The organism is Roseospira goensis (genome assembly GCF_014197795.1).
Classification (GTDB): Bacteria; Pseudomonadota; Alphaproteobacteria; order Rhodospirillales; family Rhodospirillaceae; genus Rhodospira; species Rhodospira goensis.
In genome coordinates this window covers 191055-211418 of sequence record NZ_JACIGI010000005.1, presented here as the reverse complement: position 1 = coordinate 211418, position 20364 = coordinate 191055, and the positions used below count along the sequence as shown (strand labels likewise).

The following is a 20364-nucleotide window of genomic DNA, read 5'->3' as shown; positions in this document are numbered from 1 at the left end:
CGATCATCCGTGCCGCGCATGCCATCCTCCCAAACCCGATGGCATAGCGAATCATCCCACAGCCCCAAACGGAAGCCTTTTTCCGCAGCCTGCTAAACGTATGAGTCGCGGCCGATGAGAGCCGATTTCGAACAATCGGCTCTACATTATTGATTTTAGAGCAGATTCACGCGCCAAAAATGGGATCGTGGCACGATTCCATTTTGGCGCGATCTGCTCTACTGCGACCAACCGCAATCGGCCGTAATCGGCCGTATGCCGCGGACTCGGCGGCGCGGGTTGAAAGCCCCCCGCCCGGCGGCCCACATGCCCTGCACGGCGGGGCGCGCGGGGCCGCGCGCCCCCTGCTCAGCCAATCGGGCCAATCAACCGGGGAGACGCAGCGCCATGGGCACGATGACCGACATCCACGGACCGGACGGCACCTTTCAGGCCTACATGGCCCGCCCCGAGGGCACGGGACCGTGGCCGGGCCTGGTGGTCCTGCAGGAAATCTTCGGCATCAACTACTTCCTGCGCGACATCAGCGACGCCATGGCCGCGCAGGGCTTCGTGGTGCTGGCCCCGGACCTGTTCTGGCGCCAGGAGCCGGGCGTGCGGCTCGACGACCGCGTGGACGCCGACTGGGACAAGGCGTTCGCGCTCATGCAGGGGTTCGACCCGATGGCCGGCGTGCGCGATATCCAGGCCACCCTGGACGCCGCCCGCGCCATGACCGGGGTCTGCACCGGCTCGGTGGGCGCGATGGGCTACTGCCTGGGCGGCCTGCTGGCCTACCTGACCGCCTGCAAGACCGACAGCGACGCCACGGTGGGCTACTACGGGGTCAACATCGACCAGATGCTCGACCAGGCCGGCGGCATCCGGGCGCCGCTGATGCTGCACATCGCCGAGGACGACCACTTCGTGCCCAAGGAAGCGCAGGCGGCCGTCAAGACCGGGCTCGCCGGCAACAGTCTGGTGACCCTGCACAGCTACCCGGGCGTCGACCATGCCTTTGCCCGGCGCGGCAGCCCCACCTACGTGGAGGCGGCGGCAACCCAGGCCGACGGCCGCACCCTGGCGTTTCTGCACCGCCACCTCGCCTGATCCGGACCCACCGACGCGCTGCCGCGCCAGAGGTATGATCCACCACTGATTGCGAACCGCCGAAATCGCGTCGCAGTACCGGCGCGGTCACGCCGTGCCGCCCACGGCAGGATCGGAGCGATCGTCCGCGTCCACGGCCGCCAGGGGGACCACGACAAGTAAACCGTCCCGCACGGCCACCACGCGCACCGTGCTGCCGGCCGGGGCGGTCAGCGTGTCGGTCTCGCCCACGGCGGACCACTCGCCGTCGCCCACCCGCACCCGGGCGGTGCCGGCGCGCAGGGGCGTGGTCAGGGTGACGAGCCGCCCCACGTGGCGCTCGGCGCGCCGGTTCAGCAGCGGATGATCGGTCGGGGCCGCGCCCGGGCGCCAGAGGCGGCGGCCGGCGACGGTGGCCGCCAGGGCGAGTGCGGCGAACAGCAGGGCTTGCAGCTCCCACGCCAGCGACGGCAGCAGCAGCACCACGGCCCCGGTGACGCCGGCGGCCAGACCGACCCACAGGAAGAAGATTCCGGGGGCCACCAGCTCCAGCACCAGGAACACCACCCCCAGGATCCACCAGTGCCAGAACAGCAGCGTGGTCGGCCAGGCGAACTCCAGCCCGTCCATGGCATCCTCCCCGTCCCCGTCCCGCGCGCCGGGTCGCCCAAGAGACCGATCGGTCGTCGCGTCACGCGCCATTACACGGCGTCGGGGCGATGCGGGCAAGGGCTTTGGCGGACACGATGGCGCGCGGCCCCGCCTCGGCAGCCAGAATCCGACAGCCAAGACCCGGCACGGAAAGGCGCCCGGTCAGGGGGGAGAGACCGGGCGCCCACGGCTCCGTTTCCGGAGCGCGAGGCCCGACTGGGGGGACGGTCGGGGCCTCGCCTGGACGATGCCTGGGGGGCCGGGCATCGTCCCATGCTCCACAGATGTGACCGCGACCGGCCGGGTTGAATCGGTGTTGGCGCATGGCCCCCATGCGCGGAACGCATGGGGGCCGCCGCCCTACAGCCGATTGCGACAAACCGGAAGCGCGGCACGATTTCGGTTTGTCGCGATAATCAGCTGTAAAATCAATAATGTAGAGCCGATTCACGTTCGAAATCGGCCCCACCCCGGTGGTTCCGATTTCGAGCGATCGGCGCTACTGCGTGGCCGCCCCGCGGGCCTCGGCCAGCCAGGCGTCCCAGGTCTCGCGATGGCCCGCGATCCACAGGTCGGCGTGGCGCTCGATGTCGGCCGCGCTGTCCTCGCCCTCGCGCATCATCAGGTTCTGCGCGCTGATGTCGTTGCTGCTGACCTGCATGATCGCGAACAACCGGGCCGCCGCCGGGTTGGCCTCGGCCCAGGCGCGGTTGGCCAGGATGTGCTGGGTGTTGGGCTGGAAGCCGTAGTTCGAGCCGTCCGGCAACGCGGTGTCGACGTCGGCGCGCGCCCCCGGCAGCGAGGAGAACGGCACCTCCAGCCAGGTCACGTCCTCGCCCGGGACCAGCACACCCGAGATCCAGTACGGCGTCCAGGTGTAGTACAGGACCGGATCGCCCTGCTCGAAGCGCGTAATGGTGTCGGCCATGATGGCCGAATAGGAGCCCTGGTTGTGGGTCACCGTGTCGCGGAGACCGTAGGCGTCCATGTGATGTTCAATCACCTGCTCGCAGCCCCAGCCCGGATTGCAGCCGGACAGGTCGGCCTTGCCGTCGCCGTCGGTGTCGAACAGCGCGGCGATCTCCGGATCCTTGAGCTGGGCGATATTGGTGATGCCATACGCCTCGGCCGTCTTCGCATCGATCAGGTAGCCCTGAAGGGCGCCGCGCGAATAGACCCCTTCGCGGTAGAGCGTCTCGTCACCCCCCGCGCTCTCATAGAAGTCGATGTGCAGCGGGTCCCAGTGATGGGCCATGAAGGTGCCGTCGCCATTGGCCAGGGCGACGTGTTCGGCCGCCGGCTCCAGTTCCTTGATCGGCTCGACCTCGTAGCCCAGCTCCTCCAGCGCCTTCATGACCAGCACGGTCTGGAAGGTCTCCTCCGCGATCGACGACTTCAGGGGCACGACGGTGACACCGTCCCCCGGCAGATCGGCGCCGGCCAGAGCCGGCCCGCCCAACAGGGCGACGCCGAGCGCGGTCGACAGGGCAAGGCGGCGGGGTCCAAACGGCGAACGCACGGTGTGCATCAAAGGTCCTTTCTCTCTGTTGATCCTCAAGTGGCCGGATCGCGCCGGCGCCGCGTACCCCGACGCCGGCGGCGGCCCGGCATGGCCGGGTCTACATCGCGGCCGCGCGGGCCTCGGCCAGCCAGGCGTCCCAGGTCTCGCGATGGCCCGCGATCCACAGGTCGGCGTGACGCTCGATGTCGGCCGCGCTGTCCTCGCCCTGGCGCATCCTGTAGTTCTGCGCGCTGATGTCGTTGGGGCTGAGTTCCATGATGGCGAACAGCCGGGCGGCCGCCGGGTTGGCCTCGGCCCAGGCGCGGTTGGCCACGATGCGCTGGTCGTTCGCCGCGAAGCCGTAGTTGGAGCCGTCCGGCAGGCTGGTGTCGGCGTCCGGATCGTTGGGCATGGCCGAGAACGGCACGTTCAGCCACACCACGTCCTCACCCGGAACCAGCACGCCGGAGATCCAGTACGGCGTCCAGCCGTAGTACAGCACCGGATCGCCCTGGTCGAAGCGGGTGATGGTGTCGGCGATGATGGCCGAATAGGCGCCGCTGTTCTGCACCACGGTGTCGCGCAGGCCGAAGCTGTCGATGTGGTGTTCGATCACCTCTTCGCACGACCAGCCGGGATTGCAGCCGGTCAGGTCGGCCTTGCCGTCGCCCGTGTGGTCGAACAGGGCGGCGATCTCCGGGTCCTTCAACTGGCCCAGGTTGGTGATGCCATAGGCTTCGGCCGTTTTCTTGTCGATCAGGTAGCCTTGCAGGCCGTTCGGCGAGTACACGCCCTCGCGGTACAGGGTCTCGTCGCCCCCGGCGCTCTCGTAGTAGCCGGTCTGCTGCGGATCCCAGTGGTCGGCCAGGAAGGTGCCGTCCCCGTTGGCCAGCGCGACGAACGCGGCGGCGTATTCGATCTCCTGAATGGGCTCCACATCATAGCCCAGTTCTTCCAGCGCCTTCATAACGAGCACGGTCTGGAAGGTCTCTTCCGCGATCGACGACTTCAGCGGCACGACCGGGTTCCCCGCGCCGGGGCGGGCGGTGTCGGCCAGCGCCGGGGACAGGGCGGCGCCGGCCGCGACGGCGGTGGCCAGGACGGCGGCCAACGTCAGCCCATGGCGACGCGACCCGTTGGGGGAGATAAACATGGGGTTTCCTTTCTTGTTGATTTCTGAGCGCGGATCGCGGTCAAACCGAACCACGACGTGCTTCGGTTTGATCGCGTGACTCCGCGCCAAATGTTGTGGGTCACAGCCGACTATTGCGACACACCGAAATCACGTCACGGGTCGGGTTTGTCGCAATCGGCCGTACAATCGGCCGCAAAAGCGTGCCCGGAGGCCGCCAGGACCGGGCCACCGCGCCGGCGGCGGCCCGGACGACCCGGGTGACCCGGACGACCCGGGTGACACGCGGGCGACCGGACGCACGAAAACCCCGCCGGTGCCGCCGGCGACAGCCATGATCCCCATGGCCGCCGCCCGCGACACCCGACGAGGCGATCGACGCCGACCGCCCGTCCGCCCCCGCCCTGCGCGGGGGTGGACGGACCCGGCTGGACCGACGGGGTCCTATTCCGCCGCGGCGCGGGCCTCTTCAAGCCAGGCGTTCCAGGTGTCCTGGTGGCCGGCGATCCAGGCCTCGGTGTGGCGCTCGATGTCGGCTTCGCTGTCCTCGCCCTCGCGCATCTTCAGGTTCTGCGCGCTGATGTCGTTGCTCGACAGGGTCATGATGGAGAACAGCTTGGCTGCGGCCGGGTTGGCCTCGGCGAACTCTCGGTTGGCGATGATGCGCTGATCGTTGGCCTGGAAGCCGTAGTTGGAGCCGTCCGGCAGCGACGTGTCGACGTCCTCGCGGGCGCCCGGCAGCGAGGAGAACGGCACGTTCAGCCACACCACGTCCTCGCCCGGAACCAGCACGCCGGAGACCCAGTACGGGGTCCAGGTGTAATAGAAGATCGGGTCGCCGTTCTCGTAGCGCGTGATAGTGTCGGCGATGATGGCCGAGTACGAGCCCTGGTTGTGGGTCACGGTGTCGCGCAGCTCATAGGCCGTCATGTGGTGCTCGATCACCTTTTCGCAGCCCCACCCGGGAGTGCAGCCCGACAGGTCGGCGGTGCCGTCGCCGTTGGTGTCGAACAGCTTGGCGATCTCCGGATCCTGGAACTGGCCGAGATTGGTGATGCCGTATTCCTCGGCGGTCTTCTTGTCGATCAGGTAGCCCTGCAGGGCGCCCGGCGAGTACACGCCCTCGCGGTAGATCTTCTCCGCGCCGCCGGCCTCCTGGAAGAAGTCGATGTGCAGCGGATCCCAATGGTCGGCCATGAAGGTGCCGTCGCCGTTGGCGATCGCGACGTGGCCGGCCGCGTACTCCAGCTCCTTGATGTCCTCGACCTCGTAGCCGAGTTCCTCCAGCGCCTTCATGACCAGCATGGTCTGGAAGGTCTCTTCGGCGATCGAGGACTTCAGCGGAATGACGGTGACGCCGTCGCCCGGCATGTGATTGTCGGCCAGGGCCGGCCCCGCCAGCAGGGCGGTGGACAGGCCGAGGGCCGCCGTCACGCCGCGCAGGGTCTTCGGTGTGGTCACATGGGTCATGCCGTGCTCTCCTGTGTGTGTGACTTGGTCCGCGATCTTGGGTTCGCGTTGGGGGAGTCGGGTCGGTCTCCACGCTACGGCAGATGAGGCCGGGCGCGGCCGGTGTCCACCCCCGACCGCGCCCTCATGCCGCCGCAGCGTCACCCGACGTCAGGCGCTCTCTTCCCGGGCGCCGCCGGCCGGCGCGTCCGGGGGCCGCACGACGAGGCGGCGCACCAGACCCACCGGCCCGGTCTCGAACCAGGCCACGTTGCCGCGGTCGCGCTTGGACACGCCGAGGGCCTGGGTCATGCGGTCGATGATGATGGCCAGCAGCACGATGCCGATGCCGCCTACCGTGGCCAGCCCCATGTCCAGGCGCCCGATGCCGCGCAGCACCATCTGGCCCAGGCCGCCGACCGCGATCATGGAGGCGATCACCACCATCGACAGCGCCAGCATCAGGGTCTGGTTGACGCCGGCCATGATGGTCGGCATCGCCAGCGGAAGCTGGACCTTGAACAGAAGCTGGCGGCCGGAGGCGCCGAAGCTGCGCGCCGCCTCGATCAGGTCGCCGGGCACCTGACGGATACCCAGGTTGGTCAGGCGGATGACCGGCGGCAGCGCGAAGATGATGGTCACCACCACCCCCGGCACGTTGCCGATGCCGAACAGCATGACGATGGGCACCAGATAGACGAAGGCCGGCGTGGTCTGCATGGCGTCCAGGATCGGCCGCACCACCTGGGCCGCGCGGTCGCTGCGCGCCAGCCAGATCCCTGTCGGGAGGCCGAGCAGGATGCAGAAGAAGACCGAGGTGATGACCAGCGCCAGCGTCACCATGGTCTCGTTCCAGGCCCCGATGAGGCCGACGAAGACGAGCGAGACGATCGCGCCGATGCCGAGGCGCCAACCCGCCGCCTGCCAGGCCAGCAGGCCGATCAGCACCACCATGATGATGGCCGGCACGCCCAACAGCGCCACCTCGATGGTGCTCAGCACTCCGTCCACCGGCCAGCGGATGGCCTGGAACACGGGCCGGAAGTTAGTCACCAGCCAGTCCAGGAACTGCTCGACCCAGAATTCCAGCGGAATCAGGGCCTCCTCGAAGGGATGCAGGATGTCGAAGGACTCTTCCTTGGCGGCGGGGGCCTGACTCAGCCAGTCGGACCCGGCCGGGGCCTCGCCGCCGGTGCGCGCGTCGCCGCCGCCGGACGAGCCCCAGGGATTGCTGGCGGGAGACTCGCTGGCGGGAGCGGCGGAGTCCCCACCGCCGCCGGTTGCCCAGGGGTTGGAGCCCGTGGAGTCGGTCGCGCCGGGCGTCGTACTGTCGGTCGTACCTTGCGTGTCGTCAGCCATTTTCGGCGCCCTCCCTGTTCAGGGCTTCCAGCAGCAGGGCGCGGGAAACCACACCGATGTAGCGACCCTGGTCGTCGACAACCGGCAGGCCGCAGGGGGCCTGGGCGACCAGGCCGATGATCTCGCCGATGCTGGTATCCGCCTTGACGGGCGTGATGTCGGGCAGGAAGGCGTGCTGCAACTCGGGGCGCTCGCGCTTCGACTCGGCCTCCAGCGACGCCGCCGAAACCACGCCGTGGAAGTGCTGGCGCCTGTCCACCACATAGGCGAAGTCGCGATCCGCCTTGCCGATGCGTTGCAGGGCGCCGCGCACGGTGCCGTCGCGCTCGAGGACGGTGACCTGCTGCTTGACCGCGACGTCGCCGGCGGACAGCACGTTGGAGACGTTCACGCCGCGGAAGAACGACTTGACATAGTCGTCGGCCGGGTTGTTCAGGATCTCGTCCGGGGTGCCCACCTGCACCACGCGCCCGCCTTCCATGATGGCGATGCGGTCGCCGATGCGCATGGCCTCGTCCAGGTCGTGCGAGATGAAGACGATGGTGCGCTTCTGCTCCTCCTGAAGCGCCACCAGCTCATCCTGCATCTCGCTGCGGATCAGCGGGTCGAGGGCGCTGAAGGCCTCGTCCATCAGCATGATCGACGGGTCGTTGGCCAACGCCCGGGCCAGGCCGACGCGCTGCTGCATACCGCCCGACAGTTCGTTGGGATAGCTGCTCGCGTTCGGCGCCAGCCCCACCTGGCGCAGCGCGTCCATGGCCCGCCGTTCGCGCTCGGCCCGGTCCACGCCCGACAGCTCCAATCCGAACGCCGTGTTCTGAAGCACAGTCAGATGCGGCATCAGGGCGAACGACTGGAACACCATGCTGATGTGCTTGCGCCGGAACTCGATCAGTTCCTTGTCGGACATCTTCGCAATGTCGGTGCCGTCCACCAGGATCTCCCCGGCGGTCGGCGTGATGAGTCGGTTCAGCATGCGCACCAGCGTGGACTTGCCGGACCCCGACAGGCCCATGACCACGAAAATTTCGCCCTCGTGCACCGAGAACGAGGCATCGGTGACGCCGAGGGTCATGCCGGTTTTCTCGAAGATCTCGTCCTTGCTGAGACCGTCCCGATGCAGCCGGATGGCCTCCTCGGGGTTGTCGCCGAACACCTTGAACAGGCTGCGGACGACAAGCTTCTCCGTGTCGCTCAAGTGCTGCGTTCCTTGTCGGTAATATTACGGTAGCGGTCACGGCTGAGGGCAAAGGGTAATCAGCGTCCGGACCCGAGTCAACCGCGCACCGGCGCAATCCGGTGTCATCCGTTTCTGTTACGCTGCATTCTTTATCTCAGGAAACAAACACGAATATCTTCCTTGGCGGTTACCAGACCAAGGCGGGCCTGCTAGCCGTCATTCATGTCCTGCGGAAATATTCAGCAGGGCCTGCTGCTTGCCCGGCCCTCTCCCCCGCTGGCGTCGCCCCCACGTCGCCCCACCGTCGCTCGGCCCGTTGCCTGCCCCCGACGCCTGAACCCTTGCCTGTATCACGCAATGGAATGTCGCGCGGATCGGAGTCGCACGCACGTCATGATCCCCCATCCCCCGGGGCATCGCAAGGATCAAGCGTGGCCCGCCCCCCAAGTGCCCCCACGCGCCGGAGGGGAGTCGGCCCCCGGCACCCCGTTCGAGGAGACGACCGGCGGCGGCACCGAGCCCTCCGCCTGCACCGCACGGGCGGCCCAGGCGGCGGCGCCGGACAGGACGGCGGCGATATCGGCGCCCCCCGCCAACAGGCCGTGCACCAGGCCGGCGGCGAACACGTCCCCCGCCCCGGTGGCGTCCACGATCCGCGCCACCGGGACGGCGGGCACGGCCACGCGGGCCCCGTGCGGCCCCAGGGCCTCGGCCCCGGCGGCGCCGCGGGTGACGACCAGCCAACGCAGCGCCGGCCCGCCCCGGTCGCGCACCACGGCCCAGGGATCGCCGGGGCCGGCCAGGGCGCCGGCCTCGCGCTCGGACGTGACCCACAGGGTGGCCGGACACGGGGCATCGCCGGCCGGCGGATCCAGCGCCACCACCGGGCCGCGCGCCGTCTGCGCGGCCAGGAAGGCCGCCAGCGCCGGGGTCGGCGCCTTGACCAGCACGCCGTCCCACCGCCCGGCATCGGCGGTGGCCGGGCACGGCAGGACGTCGGGCCCCAGGGTGCGGCGCGCGATCAGGGTGCGTTCGCCGGCCGGATCGACCAGGACCAGCGGCCGGTTGGTGGTCGCGCCCGCCCGCACCCGGACCCCCGCGACGTCCAGGCCGTGCGCCCGGCACGCCGCCAGCACCATCCGTCCGGCCTCGTCGTCGCCGACCGCCGCCCACAGCGCCACCGTGTGCCCGGCCTGGGCGAGGGCGACCGCCGCGTTGGCCCCGCCGCCGCCCAGCCGCAGGCCGGCGGGCCGCCCGGACAGATGCGCGCCCGGCGTGGGCGGCGCATCCAGGTGCACCACCTCGTCGGCGTTGACGTTGCCGATGACCAGGACGCGCGCCATGCCGACCGACCGGACCTACCAGGGATCCAGCTCGGAATCCCAGTACAGGTAGTCGCGCCAACTCTCATGCAAGTAATTGGGCGGGAAAGCCCGCCCGATCTCCTGCAATATATGGTGCGACGGCGGCTTCGGCGGCTGCCTGAGCGGCATGGACGCGGCCCGCGGCGTGCGGTTGCCCTTGCGCAGGTTGCAGGCGCTGCACGCGGTCACGACGTTGCTCCAGGTGGTCCGCCCGCCCCAGGAGCGCGGCACCACATGGTCGAACGTCAGTTCGTGCGTGGGGAAGCGCCGGCCGCAGTACTGGCAGGTGAACCGGTCGCGCAGGAACACATTGAAGCGGGTGAAGGCCGGGGTCCGAGCCGTGTGCACGAACTGCTTCAGCGAGATCACGCTGGGCAGGCGCACCTCCAGGCTGGGCGAGCGGATGACGCGGTCGTACTCGCAGACCACGTTGACCCGGTCGAGGAACACCGCCTTGACGGCCTCCTGCCAGGGCACGAGGGAGAGCGGGAAATAGCTCAGCGGTCGATAGTCCGCGTTCAGGACCAGCGCCGGCGCATTATGCGGTACCGCATCCACGTCACTCAGTCCCCCGGACATGATGGCGTGCCGCTCCTGTTTCCAGGGCCGCGGCCGGCCTGTCAAGGTTGACCCCCGCCGCGCGTCGAGGAAAGCCCCGGAGCGGGGGCGGATCGCCGGCGATGGCGACGACCCGGACTACATATGGTATCTTGTACGCTCGGTTCGACAAAAAGACTATCACGGATTCATGACGGTTTCCCACGACCCGACCTCGTCGGGCGGCGCCCCGGCCGGGACTCGGCCGGCGGTGACCCGCTTTGCGCCGAGCCCGACCGGCCTGCTGCACCTCGGGCACGCCCACGCGGCCCTGTTCGCGGCGGCCTGCGCGAGCGAGCGCGGGGGGCGGTTCCTGCTGCGCATCGAGGACATCGACACCGGCCGCTGCCGGCCGGCATACGAAACCGCGATCCTGGAGGATCTGGCGTGGCTGGGCCTGCGCTGGGAGGGGCCGGTGCGGCGCCAGACGGCCCACCTGGCCGAGCACCGCGCCGCGCTCGACCGGCTGGCGGCCGCGGGACTGCTGTACCCCTGCTTCTGCACCCGTAAGGAGATTCAGGCCGAGATCGCCGCCAGCCCGTCGGCGCCGCACGGACCGGACGGCCCGCTCTACCCCGGCACCTGCCGCGCCCTGGACCCGGCGGCGCGGGCCGACCGGCTGGCCGCCGGCGATCCGCACGCCCTGCGCCTGGACATGGCGGCGGCGCGGGCGCGCCTGGGCGGCCCCCTGCCCTGGTACGACGCCGCCGCCGGCTGGCAGCAGGCGCGGCCGGAGCTGTTCGGCGACGTCGTTCTGGCGCGCAAGGACGTGCCCACCAGCTATCACCTGGCGGTGACGCTGGACGACGCCGCCCAGGAGATCACCCTGGTGACGCGCGGCGAGGACCTGTTCCCGGCCACCCATGTGCACCGGCTGCTCCAGGCCCTGCTCGACCTGCCGGTGCCGCAGTGGCACCACCACGGTCTGTTGACCGACGAGACCGGCCGTCGGCTGGCCAAGCGGGACGACGCCCGCAGCCTGCGGTCCCTGCGCGCGGCCGGCGCCGATCCGGCCGCGGTGCGCGCCCGCGCCGGCTTTCCCGACGCCTAGCCACCGCCGCACCGACCACCGAAACCAGAATTTCTTGCCGACCGACCCTTTGCCGGGGGCGCCCGGCCCTCCTATATCGGGCTCGGACCGTCGCGTCCGCCGGGTGGGCCATGCCCCACCCGGCGCGCGGGGCCTTTCACCCGCGTCTTCTCACCCGCGTCTTCTTCGTCTGGCCCGCAAGGGGAGGATCATGTCGCACTGGACCCTGGATGACATCCCATGGGAGTCGTTCGACGCGGCGCGCGTGGACCCCGAACTGCTCCGGATCATCAAGGCCGCCGCCCTGACCGAACGCAACAGCGGCCATTACTCCAAGTATCTGTGCAACGTCTTCCGCGACGATCCCGTCTTCTGTGCCAAGGCCGAAACCTGGGCCGAGGAAGAGGTGCGCCACGGCGACGCCCTGGGGCGCTGGGCCGAGATGGCCGATCCGTCCTTCGACTTCCAGGCCACCTTCGCGCGCTTCGTCGACGGGTATGTGATCCCGACCGACGTCGAGACCTCCATCCGAGGCTCGCGCAGCGGCGAGATGGTGGCGCGCTGCATCGTCGAGACCGGCACCTCCAGCTTTTATTCCGCGTTGCGTGACGCCACCGACGAACCGGTTCTGCGCGACATCTGCCGGCGCATCGCCGGCGACGAGTTCCGCCACTTCAAGCTGTTCTACACCACCCTGAAACGCTACCTCGACCGCGAGGCCATCTCGCGCCGGCGCCGGGTCCTGGTCGCCCTGGGGCGCATGCAGGAAAGCGAGGACGACGAACTGGCGTTCGCCTATCACTGCGCCAACACGCCGGACCGGCCCTATGACCGGGCCGCCAGCAGCCGGGCCTACGCCGCGCGGGCCTTCCAGCACTACCGCCTGAACCACGTGGAGCGCGGCAGCGCCATGGTGCTGAAGGCGGCCGGGCTGGCGCCGCACGGCCGCCTGGGGCGGCTGTTCTCGGGCGCCCTGTGGCGCTACCTGCGGTTCCGGCTGTGGCGGCTCGGCGACGAGATCCGGGCCGCCAACGATCACGGCCGCCCCACCCGTCCCGGAAGCCCCGGCAGCGCCGCGGCCTGAGGCGCCGGCCGGCGCGACTCCGGCGCGACCGCGCGGCCGCCGACACGGCCGCGATCCCTGTTCGGCCTCCCCCTCTGCGGGGAGGCCGTTTTCGTGTGCGGTCCATCCCTATGGCGCCCACGCAGGAGCGTGGGCGCGAGACTTCCTTAAGGCCGTTCATGACCCGCCGACGCAGCGGGCGGCGCGGCCGGGCGCCGCCGCCCGGTCGGTCCGTGTTGCCCGCGGGTCGGGCAGCCTGCCTTCCGCATGGGCAACCGGGACGGCGGCGGACGCGGTCCGCCGGCCCCGGCGGACGGGGCGTCATGGTGCACCGCACCCGCCAAGGGGTCGTGAAAGATGGCTTTTCGCGTCCCCGAAGGCTCGCTAAGGTACGCGTCTACTGCATGGCACGTCTGTTGCTGCGGCGGGGCGGGGTGATCGTGCCGTGCCATCGCCGCAGGGACCGACCTAAGGGACCGACCCGAGGGGCCGACCCGAGGGGCAGACCCGAGGGACCGACCCAACGTGCCCTGCCCGCTTCGTGCACATCCCGCGATCCCTTCCCGCCACCGACTACGGAGAGGCTCCCCATGAAGCGTATTGCTGCCGCCTTGGCCACCGGTGTGGCCACCCTCGCGCTGTCGTCCACCGCCGCCCTCGCCGACGAGACCCTGGACGCCGTGACGGAGCGCGGCGAGCTGGTCTGCGGCGTGTCCACCGGCCTGCCCGGCTTCTCGAACCCGGACGACTCGGGCAACTGGACCGGCATCGACGTCGACGTCTGTCGTGCCGTCGCAGCCGCGGTGCTGGGCGATGCCGATGCCGTCAAGTTCGTGCCGCTGACCGCCAAGGAGCGGTTCACGGCGCTGCAGTCCGGCGAGATCGACGTGTTGTCGCGCAACACGACCTGGACCCTGACCCGCGACACGTCGCTGGGCCTCAACTTCACCGGCACCAACTACTACGACGGCCAGGGCTTCCTGGTGAAGAAGGACCTTGGTGTGACCAGCGCCACCGAGCTGGACGGCGCCTCGGTCTGCATCCAGTCCGGCACCACCACCGAACTGAACCTGGCCGACTACTTCCGCTTCCAGGGCATGGAATACAGCCCGGTCGTGTTCGACACCTCCGACCAGACCGTGCAGGGCTTCGCCTCCGGCCGCTGCGACGTGCTGACCTCGGACCAGTCGCAGCTCTATGCCCTGCGCACCAAGCTGGACAACCCGGACAGCGCCGTCGTGCTGCCGGAGGTGATCTCCAAGGAGCCGCTGGGTCCGGTGGTGCGCCAGGGCGACGACCAGTGGTTCAACATCGTCAAGTGGACCCTGTTCGCCCAGATCAACGCGGAGGAGCTGGGCATCACCTCCGAGAACCTTGACGAGATGATGGAGTCCGACAACCCCTCCATCAAGCGTCTGGTCGGCACCGAGGGCGACATGGGCGAGAAGCTCGGCCTGTCCAGCGACTGGGCCGCCAAGATCGTCGCCCAGGTCGGCAACTACGGTGAGATGTTCGAGCGCAACGTGGGCATGGACACCCCGCTGCAGATCGAACGCGGCCTGAACGCCCTGTGGACCAACGGCGGCATCCAGTACGCCCCGCCGATCCGCTGAGTCCCGCCTTGCTCCCGATCGGTGGGACCGGTGCCGGCCGTGCGCGGCCCGGGCCGGTCCCACCGCCCCTGTGTCTTCCGTTCCGTTCCGGACATGTGAGGTTCCCGATGACCCGTCTCGCCGCCACCCCCGTGGCCGGTATCCTGGCCGGTTGCTTCGCCGCCGCCGTCGCCCTCGCCGGCCCCGCCGCCGCCCAGACCCTGGACACCGTCAAGGAGCGCGGAGAGCTGCGCTGCGGCGTCACCACCGGCCTGTCCGGGTTCTCCAACCCCGACGACTCGGGTAACTGGACGGGCATCGACGTCGATGTCTGCCGCGCCGTCGCGGCCGCCGTGCTGGGTGATGCCGACGCGGTCGCGTTCGTGCCGCTGACCGCCAAGGAACGCTTCACGGCGCTCCAATCCGGCGAGATCGACGTGCTGTCGCGCGTCACCACCTGGACCCTGACCCGCGACACCTCCCTGGGCCTGAACTTCACCGGCGTGACCTTCTACGACGGCCAGGGCTTCCTGGTGAACAAGGACCTGGGGGTGACCAGCGCGCTGGAGCTGGGCGGCGCCTCGGTGTGCGTCGCCGCCGGCACCACCACCGAACTGAATCTGGCGGACTACTTCCGCGCCAAGGACATGACCTTCAACCCGGTGGTCTTCGACGCCATCAGTCAGACCATCGAGGGCTTCGCCTCCGGGCGCTGCGACGTCCTGACCTCCGACCAGTCCCAGCTCTACAGCCTTCGCACCAAGCTGGACGACCCCGACAGTGCCATCGTGCTGCCCGAGGTGATCTCCAAGGAGCCGCTGGGTCCGGTGGTGCGCCAGGGCGACGACGAGTGGTTCAACGTCGTCAAGTGGGTGCTGTTCGCCCAGCTCAACGCCGAGGAACTGGGGATCACCTCCGAGAACCTTGACGAGATGAGGGCGTCCGATAACCCCTCCATCAAGCGCCTGATCGGCACCGAGGGCGACATGGGCGAGAAGCTCGGCCTGTCCAGCGACTGGGCGGCACAGGCCATCGCCCAGGTCGGCAACTACGCCGAGATGTTCGAGCGCAACGTCGGCCAGGGCAGCCCGCTGCGCATCGACCGCGGCCTGAACGCCCTGTGGAGCGACGGCGGCATCCAGTACGCCCCGCCGATCCGCTGACCGCGACCCGATGACCGGCACGGGGCGGGTCGGCGGGACCCGGCCCGGCCCGTGCCCCCCGACCCCGCCCCTCTTGTCATTCGGATCTTGTCATTCGGAGGCGTCGTCCATGGCCGGACCGGCCGTTCCCACCCCGCCCAGCGGTCCCGCCCCGTGGCGCAATCCGCGCGTGCGCGCGGTCGCGTTCCAGGTCGTCGCCCTGGTCCTGGTGCTGTGGGTCTTCTGGACCATCTTCCAGAACACCCTGACCAACATGGAAAGCCGCGGCATCACCACCGGCTTCGGCTTCCTGGACAACACCGCCGGCTTCGGCATCCTGTTCTCGCTCATCCCCTACGACGAGACCAACACCTACGGCCGCACCTTCGTCGTCGGCATTCTCAACACGCTGCTGGTCTCGGGGCTCGGCATCCTGTTCGCGACCATCATCGGGTTCATCCTGGGGGTCGCGCGGCTGTCACCGAACTGGCTGATCGCCAAGATGGCGCTGGTCTACATCGAGATCACGCGCAACGTCCCGCTGCTGCTGCAGATCTTCTTCTGGTACTTCGCCGTCCTGCGCACCCTGCCGGGGCCGCGCCAGAGCCTGGAGTTCCCGTTCTCCGCCTTTCTGAACAACCGCGGCCTGTACGCCCCGTCGCCGAACCTGGAACCGGCCTTCTGGGCGGTGGCGATCACCTTCGGGCTGGCCATCGCCGGGGCGGTCGTGCTGGTGCGCTGGGCCAAGCGGCGCCAGGACGCCACCGGCCGGCGCTTCCCGGCCTGGAGCGTCTCGCTGGCCGCCGTGGTCGGCCTGCCGCTGCTGGTGTTCTGGCTCGCCGGATCGCCCCTGACGTGGGACCTGCCGGCGTTGCAGGGCTTCAACTTCCGCGGCGGCGTACGCCTGATCCCCGAGTTCATCGCGCTGTGGCTGGCGCTGACGCTGTACACCGCCGGCTTCATCGGCGAGATCGTGCGCTCTGGCATCCAGTCGGTCAGCAAGGGGCAGACCGAGGCCTCGCAGGCGCTCGGCCTGCGGCCGGGCCAGACCCTGCGGCTGATCGTCATCCCGCAGGCCATGCGGGTCATCATCCCGCCGTTGACCAGTCAGTACCTGAACCTGACCAAGAACTCGTCGCTGGCCACCGCCATCGGCTACCCCGACCTGGTGTCGGTGTTCATGGGCACGACCCTGAACCAGACCGGGCAGGCGGTGGAGATCGTGGCCATGACCATGGCCGTCTACCTGACCATCAGCCTGTCGATTTCGTTCCTCATGAACCTCTACAACCGGGCCGTGGCCCTGAAGGAGCGCTAGGCCATGGCGCACAGCGACCCCCCGTCCTCCGACACCGGGTTCCGCCCCATCCCGCCGCAGCCGCCGCCGGTGACCGTGGTCGGCCCGGTGCGCTGGGTGCGCGACAACCTGCTGTCGTCGCCGCTCAACATCGCCCTGACGGCGCTGGGCCTGTACCTGCTGTGGCTGGTGGTGCCGCCGCTGATCGACTGGGGCATCCTGACCGCCGACTTCGTGGGCAGTTCCCGCGACGACTGCACCAGCGGCGGCGCGTGCTGGGTGTTCATCGCCACCCGCCTGGACTTCTTCGTCTACGGCTTCTATCCGGACGCGGAACGCTGGCGCGTCGACGTCATGTTCGCGATGCTGGCCGGGTTCCTGGTGCCGCAGTTCCTCCCGGGCGTATCGGCCCGGGTCCGCAAATGGCTGGGGATCTTCGGCCTGACGGTGTACCCGGTGATCAGCGGCGTGCTGCTGCTGGGCGGGGTGTTCGGGCTCGAGGCGGTCGAGACCGGCAAGTGGGGCGGCCTGATGCTGACCCTGGTGCTGTCCTACGTCGGTATCGTCGCCGCCCTGCCCATCGGCATCCTGCTGGCCCTGGGCCGACGCTCGCACATGCCGATCATCCGCACCATCTGTGTGCTGTTCATCGAGCTGTGGCGCGGCGTGCCGCTGATCTCGGTACTGTTCATGGCCTCGGTCATGCTGCCGCTGTTCCTGCCCGAGGGGGTGAACTTCGACAAGCTGCTGCGCGCCCTGATCGGCATCGTCATGTTCCAGTCCGCCTACATGGCCGAGGTCATCCGCGGCGGCCTCCAGGGCCTGCCCAAGGGGCAGTACGAGGCGGCGTCGGCGCTCGGCCTGGGCTACTGGCGGGCGACCGGGCTGATCATCCTGCCGCAGGCGCTGAAGATGGTGATCCCGGGCATCGTCAACACCTTCATCGCCCTGTTCAAGGACACCACCCTGGTGCTCATCATCGGCCTGTTCGACATCCTGGGCACGGTGCAGGCGTCGATCGTGGACCCAGCCTGGGGGCGGGTGGCGATCGAGGGCTACATCTTCGCCGCCTTCTGCTTCTGGGTCTTCTGCTTCGGCATGTCGCGCTACAGCCAGGGCCTGGAGAAGAAGCTGCACACCGGGCACTGACCCCACCGCCACGCTTCGCCGTCTTCAAGGGACCGAGACCGCATGACCGACATCCAATCGCTGCAGGACCCCGAGGGCCTCGTGACCGGCCATGAGCTGTCGCACCAGGTGGGCGCCGAGGTGATGATCCAGATCACCGACATGAACAAGTGGTTCGGCAGCTTCCACGTGCTGCGCGACATCAACCTGACGGTCCACAAGGGCGAACGCATCGTCGTGTGCGGGCCGTCCGGCTCCGGCAAGTCCACCATGATCCGCTGCATCAACCGCCTGGAGGAACACCAGACCGGCTCGATCGTGGTCGACGGCATCGAACTGACCGACGACGTCAAGAAGATCGACATGATCCGGCGCGAGGTCGGCATGGTGTTCCAGCACTTCAACCTGTTCCCCCACCTGACGGTGCTGGAGAACTGCGTGCTGTCGCCGATCTGGGTGCGCAAGGAGCCGCGCCGCCAGGCCGAGGAGCGCGCCATGGCGCTGCTGGAGCGGGTCAAGATCCCGGAGCAGGCGAAAAAGTTCCCCGGCCAGCTCTCCGGCGGTCAGCAACAGCGCGTCGCCATCGCCCGCGCGCTGTGCATGCAGCCCAAGCTGATGCTGTTCGACGAGCCGACTTCGGCGCTCGATCCGGAGATGATCAAGGAGGTGCTGGACGTCATGGTACAGCTCGCCGAGAGCGGCATGACCATGGTCTGCGTCACCCACGAGATGGGCTTCGCCAAGACCGTCGCCGACCGGGTGGTGTTCATGGACGGCGGCCAGGTCGTGGAGCAGGCTCCGCCCAGCACCTTCTTCACCAACCCGACCAGCGAACGCACCCGGCTGTTCCTGAGTCAGATCCTGAAGCACTGAGGGTCACGGACCGGCCGGGCTTGCGGAGCGCCCACGCGGGAGCGTGGGCGCGAGATCACCCCCATCTCGGTTCCACGCTCCCGCGTGGAACCGCGCTCCGCCCGAAACGCACCGCGCCCACGCGGGAGCGTGGGCGCCAGACACATTATCTTTCTCGGTTCCACGCTCCCGCGTGGAACCGCACACCGCCCGAAACGCACCCCGCCCACGCGGGAGCGTGGGCGCCAGATACATTATCATTCTCGCTCCCACGCTCCCGCGTGGGAGCGTGTTCGGCTAGGACGGCTCTACCCCAACCTCAGAACCCCAGCATCGGCGCCACCATGCGCGGCACCAGGCCGGAGAAGCGCAGCGGGGCCTCGGTGCCGATGATGCAGATGCACTCCTCGCCCGAATCGGCGATCGGCTGGTGGTTCACGTCGCTGTCCAGTTCGGCCAGGTCGCCGCGGGTGAAGCGGCCCTGCTCGTCGGTGAACGAGCCCTGCAAAACCACCGTCAGTTCCAGCCCGGTGTGGCCGTGCTCGGGCAGCACGCGCCCCGGCGCGATGCGCAACAGCTTGGCGGTGTCGCGCCCCTTGGGCCGGTGCATCAGGTCGAGCTGGCGCACGCCGGGTGACACCCACTGCCAGCGCGCCGCCGACAAATCCTGCACATAGCCGCGCAGGGGCGCCGGCAACGCGATGCCCTGCGGCGCCGCCCGCGCCGGCGAGGACGCCGGCCGCCGCCGCGTGACCGGCGGCGGCGCGCCCGCGCCCGCTTCGGGCCGGTCCAGCCGCCCCAGAACCGACAGCGCGTCGGCGCCCATGGCGACCGGCGCGACGGTGTCCATCATGGCGCCGCCGACCGCCTCCGCCTCGGCCACGGCCGCGCGGCAGTGCGGGCACAGCGTCAGATGCGTGGCCACCAGCAGCGACAGACCCTCGCCCAGATGCCCGGCGGCATAGGCGATGAGCAGCGCCTCGCTGGGATGATGCTTGACGGTCATGCCAACTCTTCTCCCACCAGCGCCCGCACCTTGCGGAAGGCCAGGCGCAGACGTGATTTCACGGTCCCCAGCGGGATGCCGAGCCGCTCGGCGATCTCCGAATGGGGAATGTCCTCGTAGAACGACAGCGTCAGGACCTCGGCCTGCTCCGGCGGCAGCGTCGCCATGGCGTCGCGGATCCGCACCTGCACCTGAGCGGTGGCCATGTGGGCCTCCGCCGACGGCTCCGGTTCGCCGACCAGCATCGGATCCTCTGCGTCCGGTTCGGGCCGGCGCTCCCGACGCAGCACGTCGATACGCCGATTGCGCGCGATGGTGAAGATCCACGTGCTCACCGCCGCCTTGCCGGGGTCGAACTGGGCCGCCTTGCGCCACACCGTCAGCATGACGTCCTGGGCCAGGTCCTCGGCCTCGCTCTCGATCGCGCCCTGACGCATCAGGAACCCCTTCACACGCGGCCCGAAGTACTCGAACAGCGCCACGAAGGCCGTCTGGTCCTGTCGCTCCGCGACCGCCCGCACCAGTTCTGCCAGGGCTTCGCCCTCCACGGCCACGCTCATCATGCCTGCCCCCCCGCGCCGTGCGGGTGAGCCTGGACGCGTCCGCTGACGAGGGTCAGTGGGCGCGGGGGGCGTGCGCGAAGGCGTCGCCGAGAATGCTGCCGCGTCGTCATACATATCCCTCCTACGCAGAGGACCGTCCCTGGATCATCGTCCGCGGCCCGGAAACTGTCTCATCCCCGGATCGACGCGCCAAGGGCCGCGACCGAACCCGTTCGTTGGGCGGACTGTAGCAGCCCACCATCGCACTTGGGTATGGCAGGGGCGGTACCGAAGGATTAATTCGCCGAAAGGTCCACTGGTCCAACACCACCTCTCGCCCCGTGCGGGTGATCCGGCTGCGAAAACCCTGCGTAGGGGCAGGAGATTGTGGTGACGGTTGTCGGCACCCGG

Annotated in this window: 18 protein-coding genes; 8 read left to right on the top strand and 10 right to left on the bottom strand. The window is 69.4% G+C overall.

Going from position 1 to position 20364, the window contains the following annotated elements:
• Positions 1-387: 387 nt before the first annotated feature.
• Entirely contained in the window at positions 388-1089 is a 702-nt protein-coding gene (locus tag GGD88_RS04930) for a dienelactone hydrolase family protein (RefSeq protein ID WP_184432313.1), read from the top strand.
• A gap of 87 nt (positions 1090-1176) precedes the next feature.
• Here GGD88_RS04930 and GGD88_RS04925 read toward each other — a convergent pair whose 3' ends face one another.
• From GGD88_RS04925 to GGD88_RS04890, 8 genes are all read right to left on the bottom strand, one after another.
• Positions 1177-1698, bottom strand: a complete 522-nt coding sequence (locus tag GGD88_RS04925; RefSeq protein WP_184432312.1) for an NfeD family protein — start codon at positions 1696-1698, stop codon at positions 1177-1179.
• A gap of 520 nt (positions 1699-2218) precedes the next feature.
• The gene (gene proX / locus GGD88_RS04920; protein ID WP_184432310.1) at positions 2219-3247 is read right to left on the bottom strand and encodes a glycine betaine/L-proline ABC transporter substrate-binding protein ProX; all 1029 of its coding nucleotides are present in this window, start codon (positions 3245-3247) and stop codon (positions 2219-2221) included.
• Positions 3248-3338: 91 nt separating this feature from the next.
• Positions 3339-4373: a glycine betaine/L-proline ABC transporter substrate-binding protein ProX gene (gene proX, locus GGD88_RS04915; protein WP_184432308.1), complete on the bottom strand. Its 1035-nt coding sequence runs from the start codon at positions 4371-4373 to the stop codon at positions 3339-3341.
• A 423-nt stretch (positions 4374-4796) separates the two neighbouring features.
• Positions 4797-5822, bottom strand: coding sequence for a glycine betaine/L-proline ABC transporter substrate-binding protein ProX (gene proX / locus GGD88_RS04910; RefSeq protein WP_184432306.1), 1026 nt, complete (start codon positions 5820-5822; stop codon positions 4797-4799).
• A gap of 150 nt (positions 5823-5972) precedes the next feature.
• Complete coding sequence (gene proW / locus GGD88_RS04905; protein ID WP_184432304.1) at positions 5973-7160, bottom strand: glycine betaine/L-proline ABC transporter permease ProW; 1188 nt, start codon at positions 7158-7160, stop codon at positions 5973-5975.
• Positions 7153-8358, bottom strand: a complete 1206-nt coding sequence (gene proV / locus GGD88_RS04900; protein ID WP_184432302.1) for a glycine betaine/L-proline ABC transporter ATP-binding protein ProV — start codon at positions 8356-8358, stop codon at positions 7153-7155. The genes proW and proV overlap by 8 nt, the downstream gene beginning before the upstream one ends.
• Before the next feature lie 407 nt (positions 8359-8765).
• Positions 8766-9683, bottom strand: coding sequence for a carbohydrate kinase family protein (locus GGD88_RS04895; protein ID WP_184432300.1), 918 nt, complete (start codon positions 9681-9683; stop codon positions 8766-8768).
• 15 nt (positions 9684-9698) lie between these two features.
• Positions 9699-10283 (bottom strand): HNH endonuclease, encoded by a 585-nt coding sequence (locus tag GGD88_RS04890; RefSeq protein ID WP_184432298.1) that lies wholly within the window; start codon positions 10281-10283, stop codon positions 9699-9701.
• Between the two features lie 169 nt (positions 10284-10452).
• Here GGD88_RS04890 and gluQRS point away from each other — a divergent pair, with 169 nt between their 5' ends.
• The 7 genes from gluQRS to GGD88_RS04855 all read left to right on the top strand — a co-directional run bounded on the left by gluQRS (position 10453) and on the right by GGD88_RS04855 (position 18426).
• Complete coding sequence (gene gluQRS, locus GGD88_RS04885; protein ID WP_184432295.1) at positions 10453-11352, top strand: tRNA glutamyl-Q(34) synthetase GluQRS; 900 nt, start codon at positions 10453-10455, stop codon at positions 11350-11352.
• A gap of 190 nt (positions 11353-11542) precedes the next feature.
• On the top strand, positions 11543-12415 hold the full coding sequence (locus tag GGD88_RS04880; protein ID WP_184432292.1) for an acyl-ACP desaturase: 873 nt from the start codon (positions 11543-11545) through the stop codon (positions 12413-12415).
• Positions 12416-12984: 569 nt separating this feature from the next.
• Positions 12985-14007 (top strand): amino acid ABC transporter substrate-binding protein, encoded by a 1023-nt coding sequence (locus GGD88_RS04875; protein ID WP_184432290.1) that lies wholly within the window; start codon positions 12985-12987, stop codon positions 14005-14007.
• Positions 14008-14114: 107 nt separating this feature from the next.
• Positions 14115-15149: an amino acid ABC transporter substrate-binding protein gene (locus tag GGD88_RS04870; RefSeq protein ID WP_184432288.1), complete on the top strand. Its 1035-nt coding sequence runs from the start codon at positions 14115-14117 to the stop codon at positions 15147-15149.
• 109 nt (positions 15150-15258) lie between these two features.
• Positions 15259-16446, top strand: coding sequence for an amino acid ABC transporter permease (locus GGD88_RS04865; protein WP_184432286.1), 1188 nt, complete (start codon positions 15259-15261; stop codon positions 16444-16446).
• A gap of 3 nt (positions 16447-16449) precedes the next feature.
• Complete coding sequence (locus GGD88_RS04860; protein WP_184432284.1) at positions 16450-17574, top strand: amino acid ABC transporter permease; 1125 nt, start codon at positions 16450-16452, stop codon at positions 17572-17574.
• 123 nt (positions 17575-17697) lie between these two features.
• Positions 17698-18426 (top strand): amino acid ABC transporter ATP-binding protein, encoded by a 729-nt coding sequence (locus GGD88_RS04855; RefSeq protein WP_184432347.1) that lies wholly within the window; start codon positions 17698-17700, stop codon positions 18424-18426.
• 298 nt (positions 18427-18724) lie between these two features.
• On the opposite strand, the gene GGD88_RS04850 is transcribed toward GGD88_RS04855, so the two are convergent.
• Together GGD88_RS04850 and GGD88_RS04845 are read right to left on the bottom strand one after the other, a co-directional pair.
• Complete coding sequence (locus GGD88_RS04850) at positions 18725-19411, bottom strand: ChrR family anti-sigma-E factor (RefSeq protein ID WP_184432282.1); 687 nt, start codon at positions 19409-19411, stop codon at positions 18725-18727.
• Positions 19408-19974, bottom strand: a complete 567-nt coding sequence (locus tag GGD88_RS04845; protein ID WP_343056269.1) for a sigma-70 family RNA polymerase sigma factor — start codon at positions 19972-19974, stop codon at positions 19408-19410. The genes GGD88_RS04850 and GGD88_RS04845 overlap by 4 nt, the downstream gene beginning before the upstream one ends.
• Between the last annotated feature and the right edge of the window lie 390 nt (positions 19975-20364).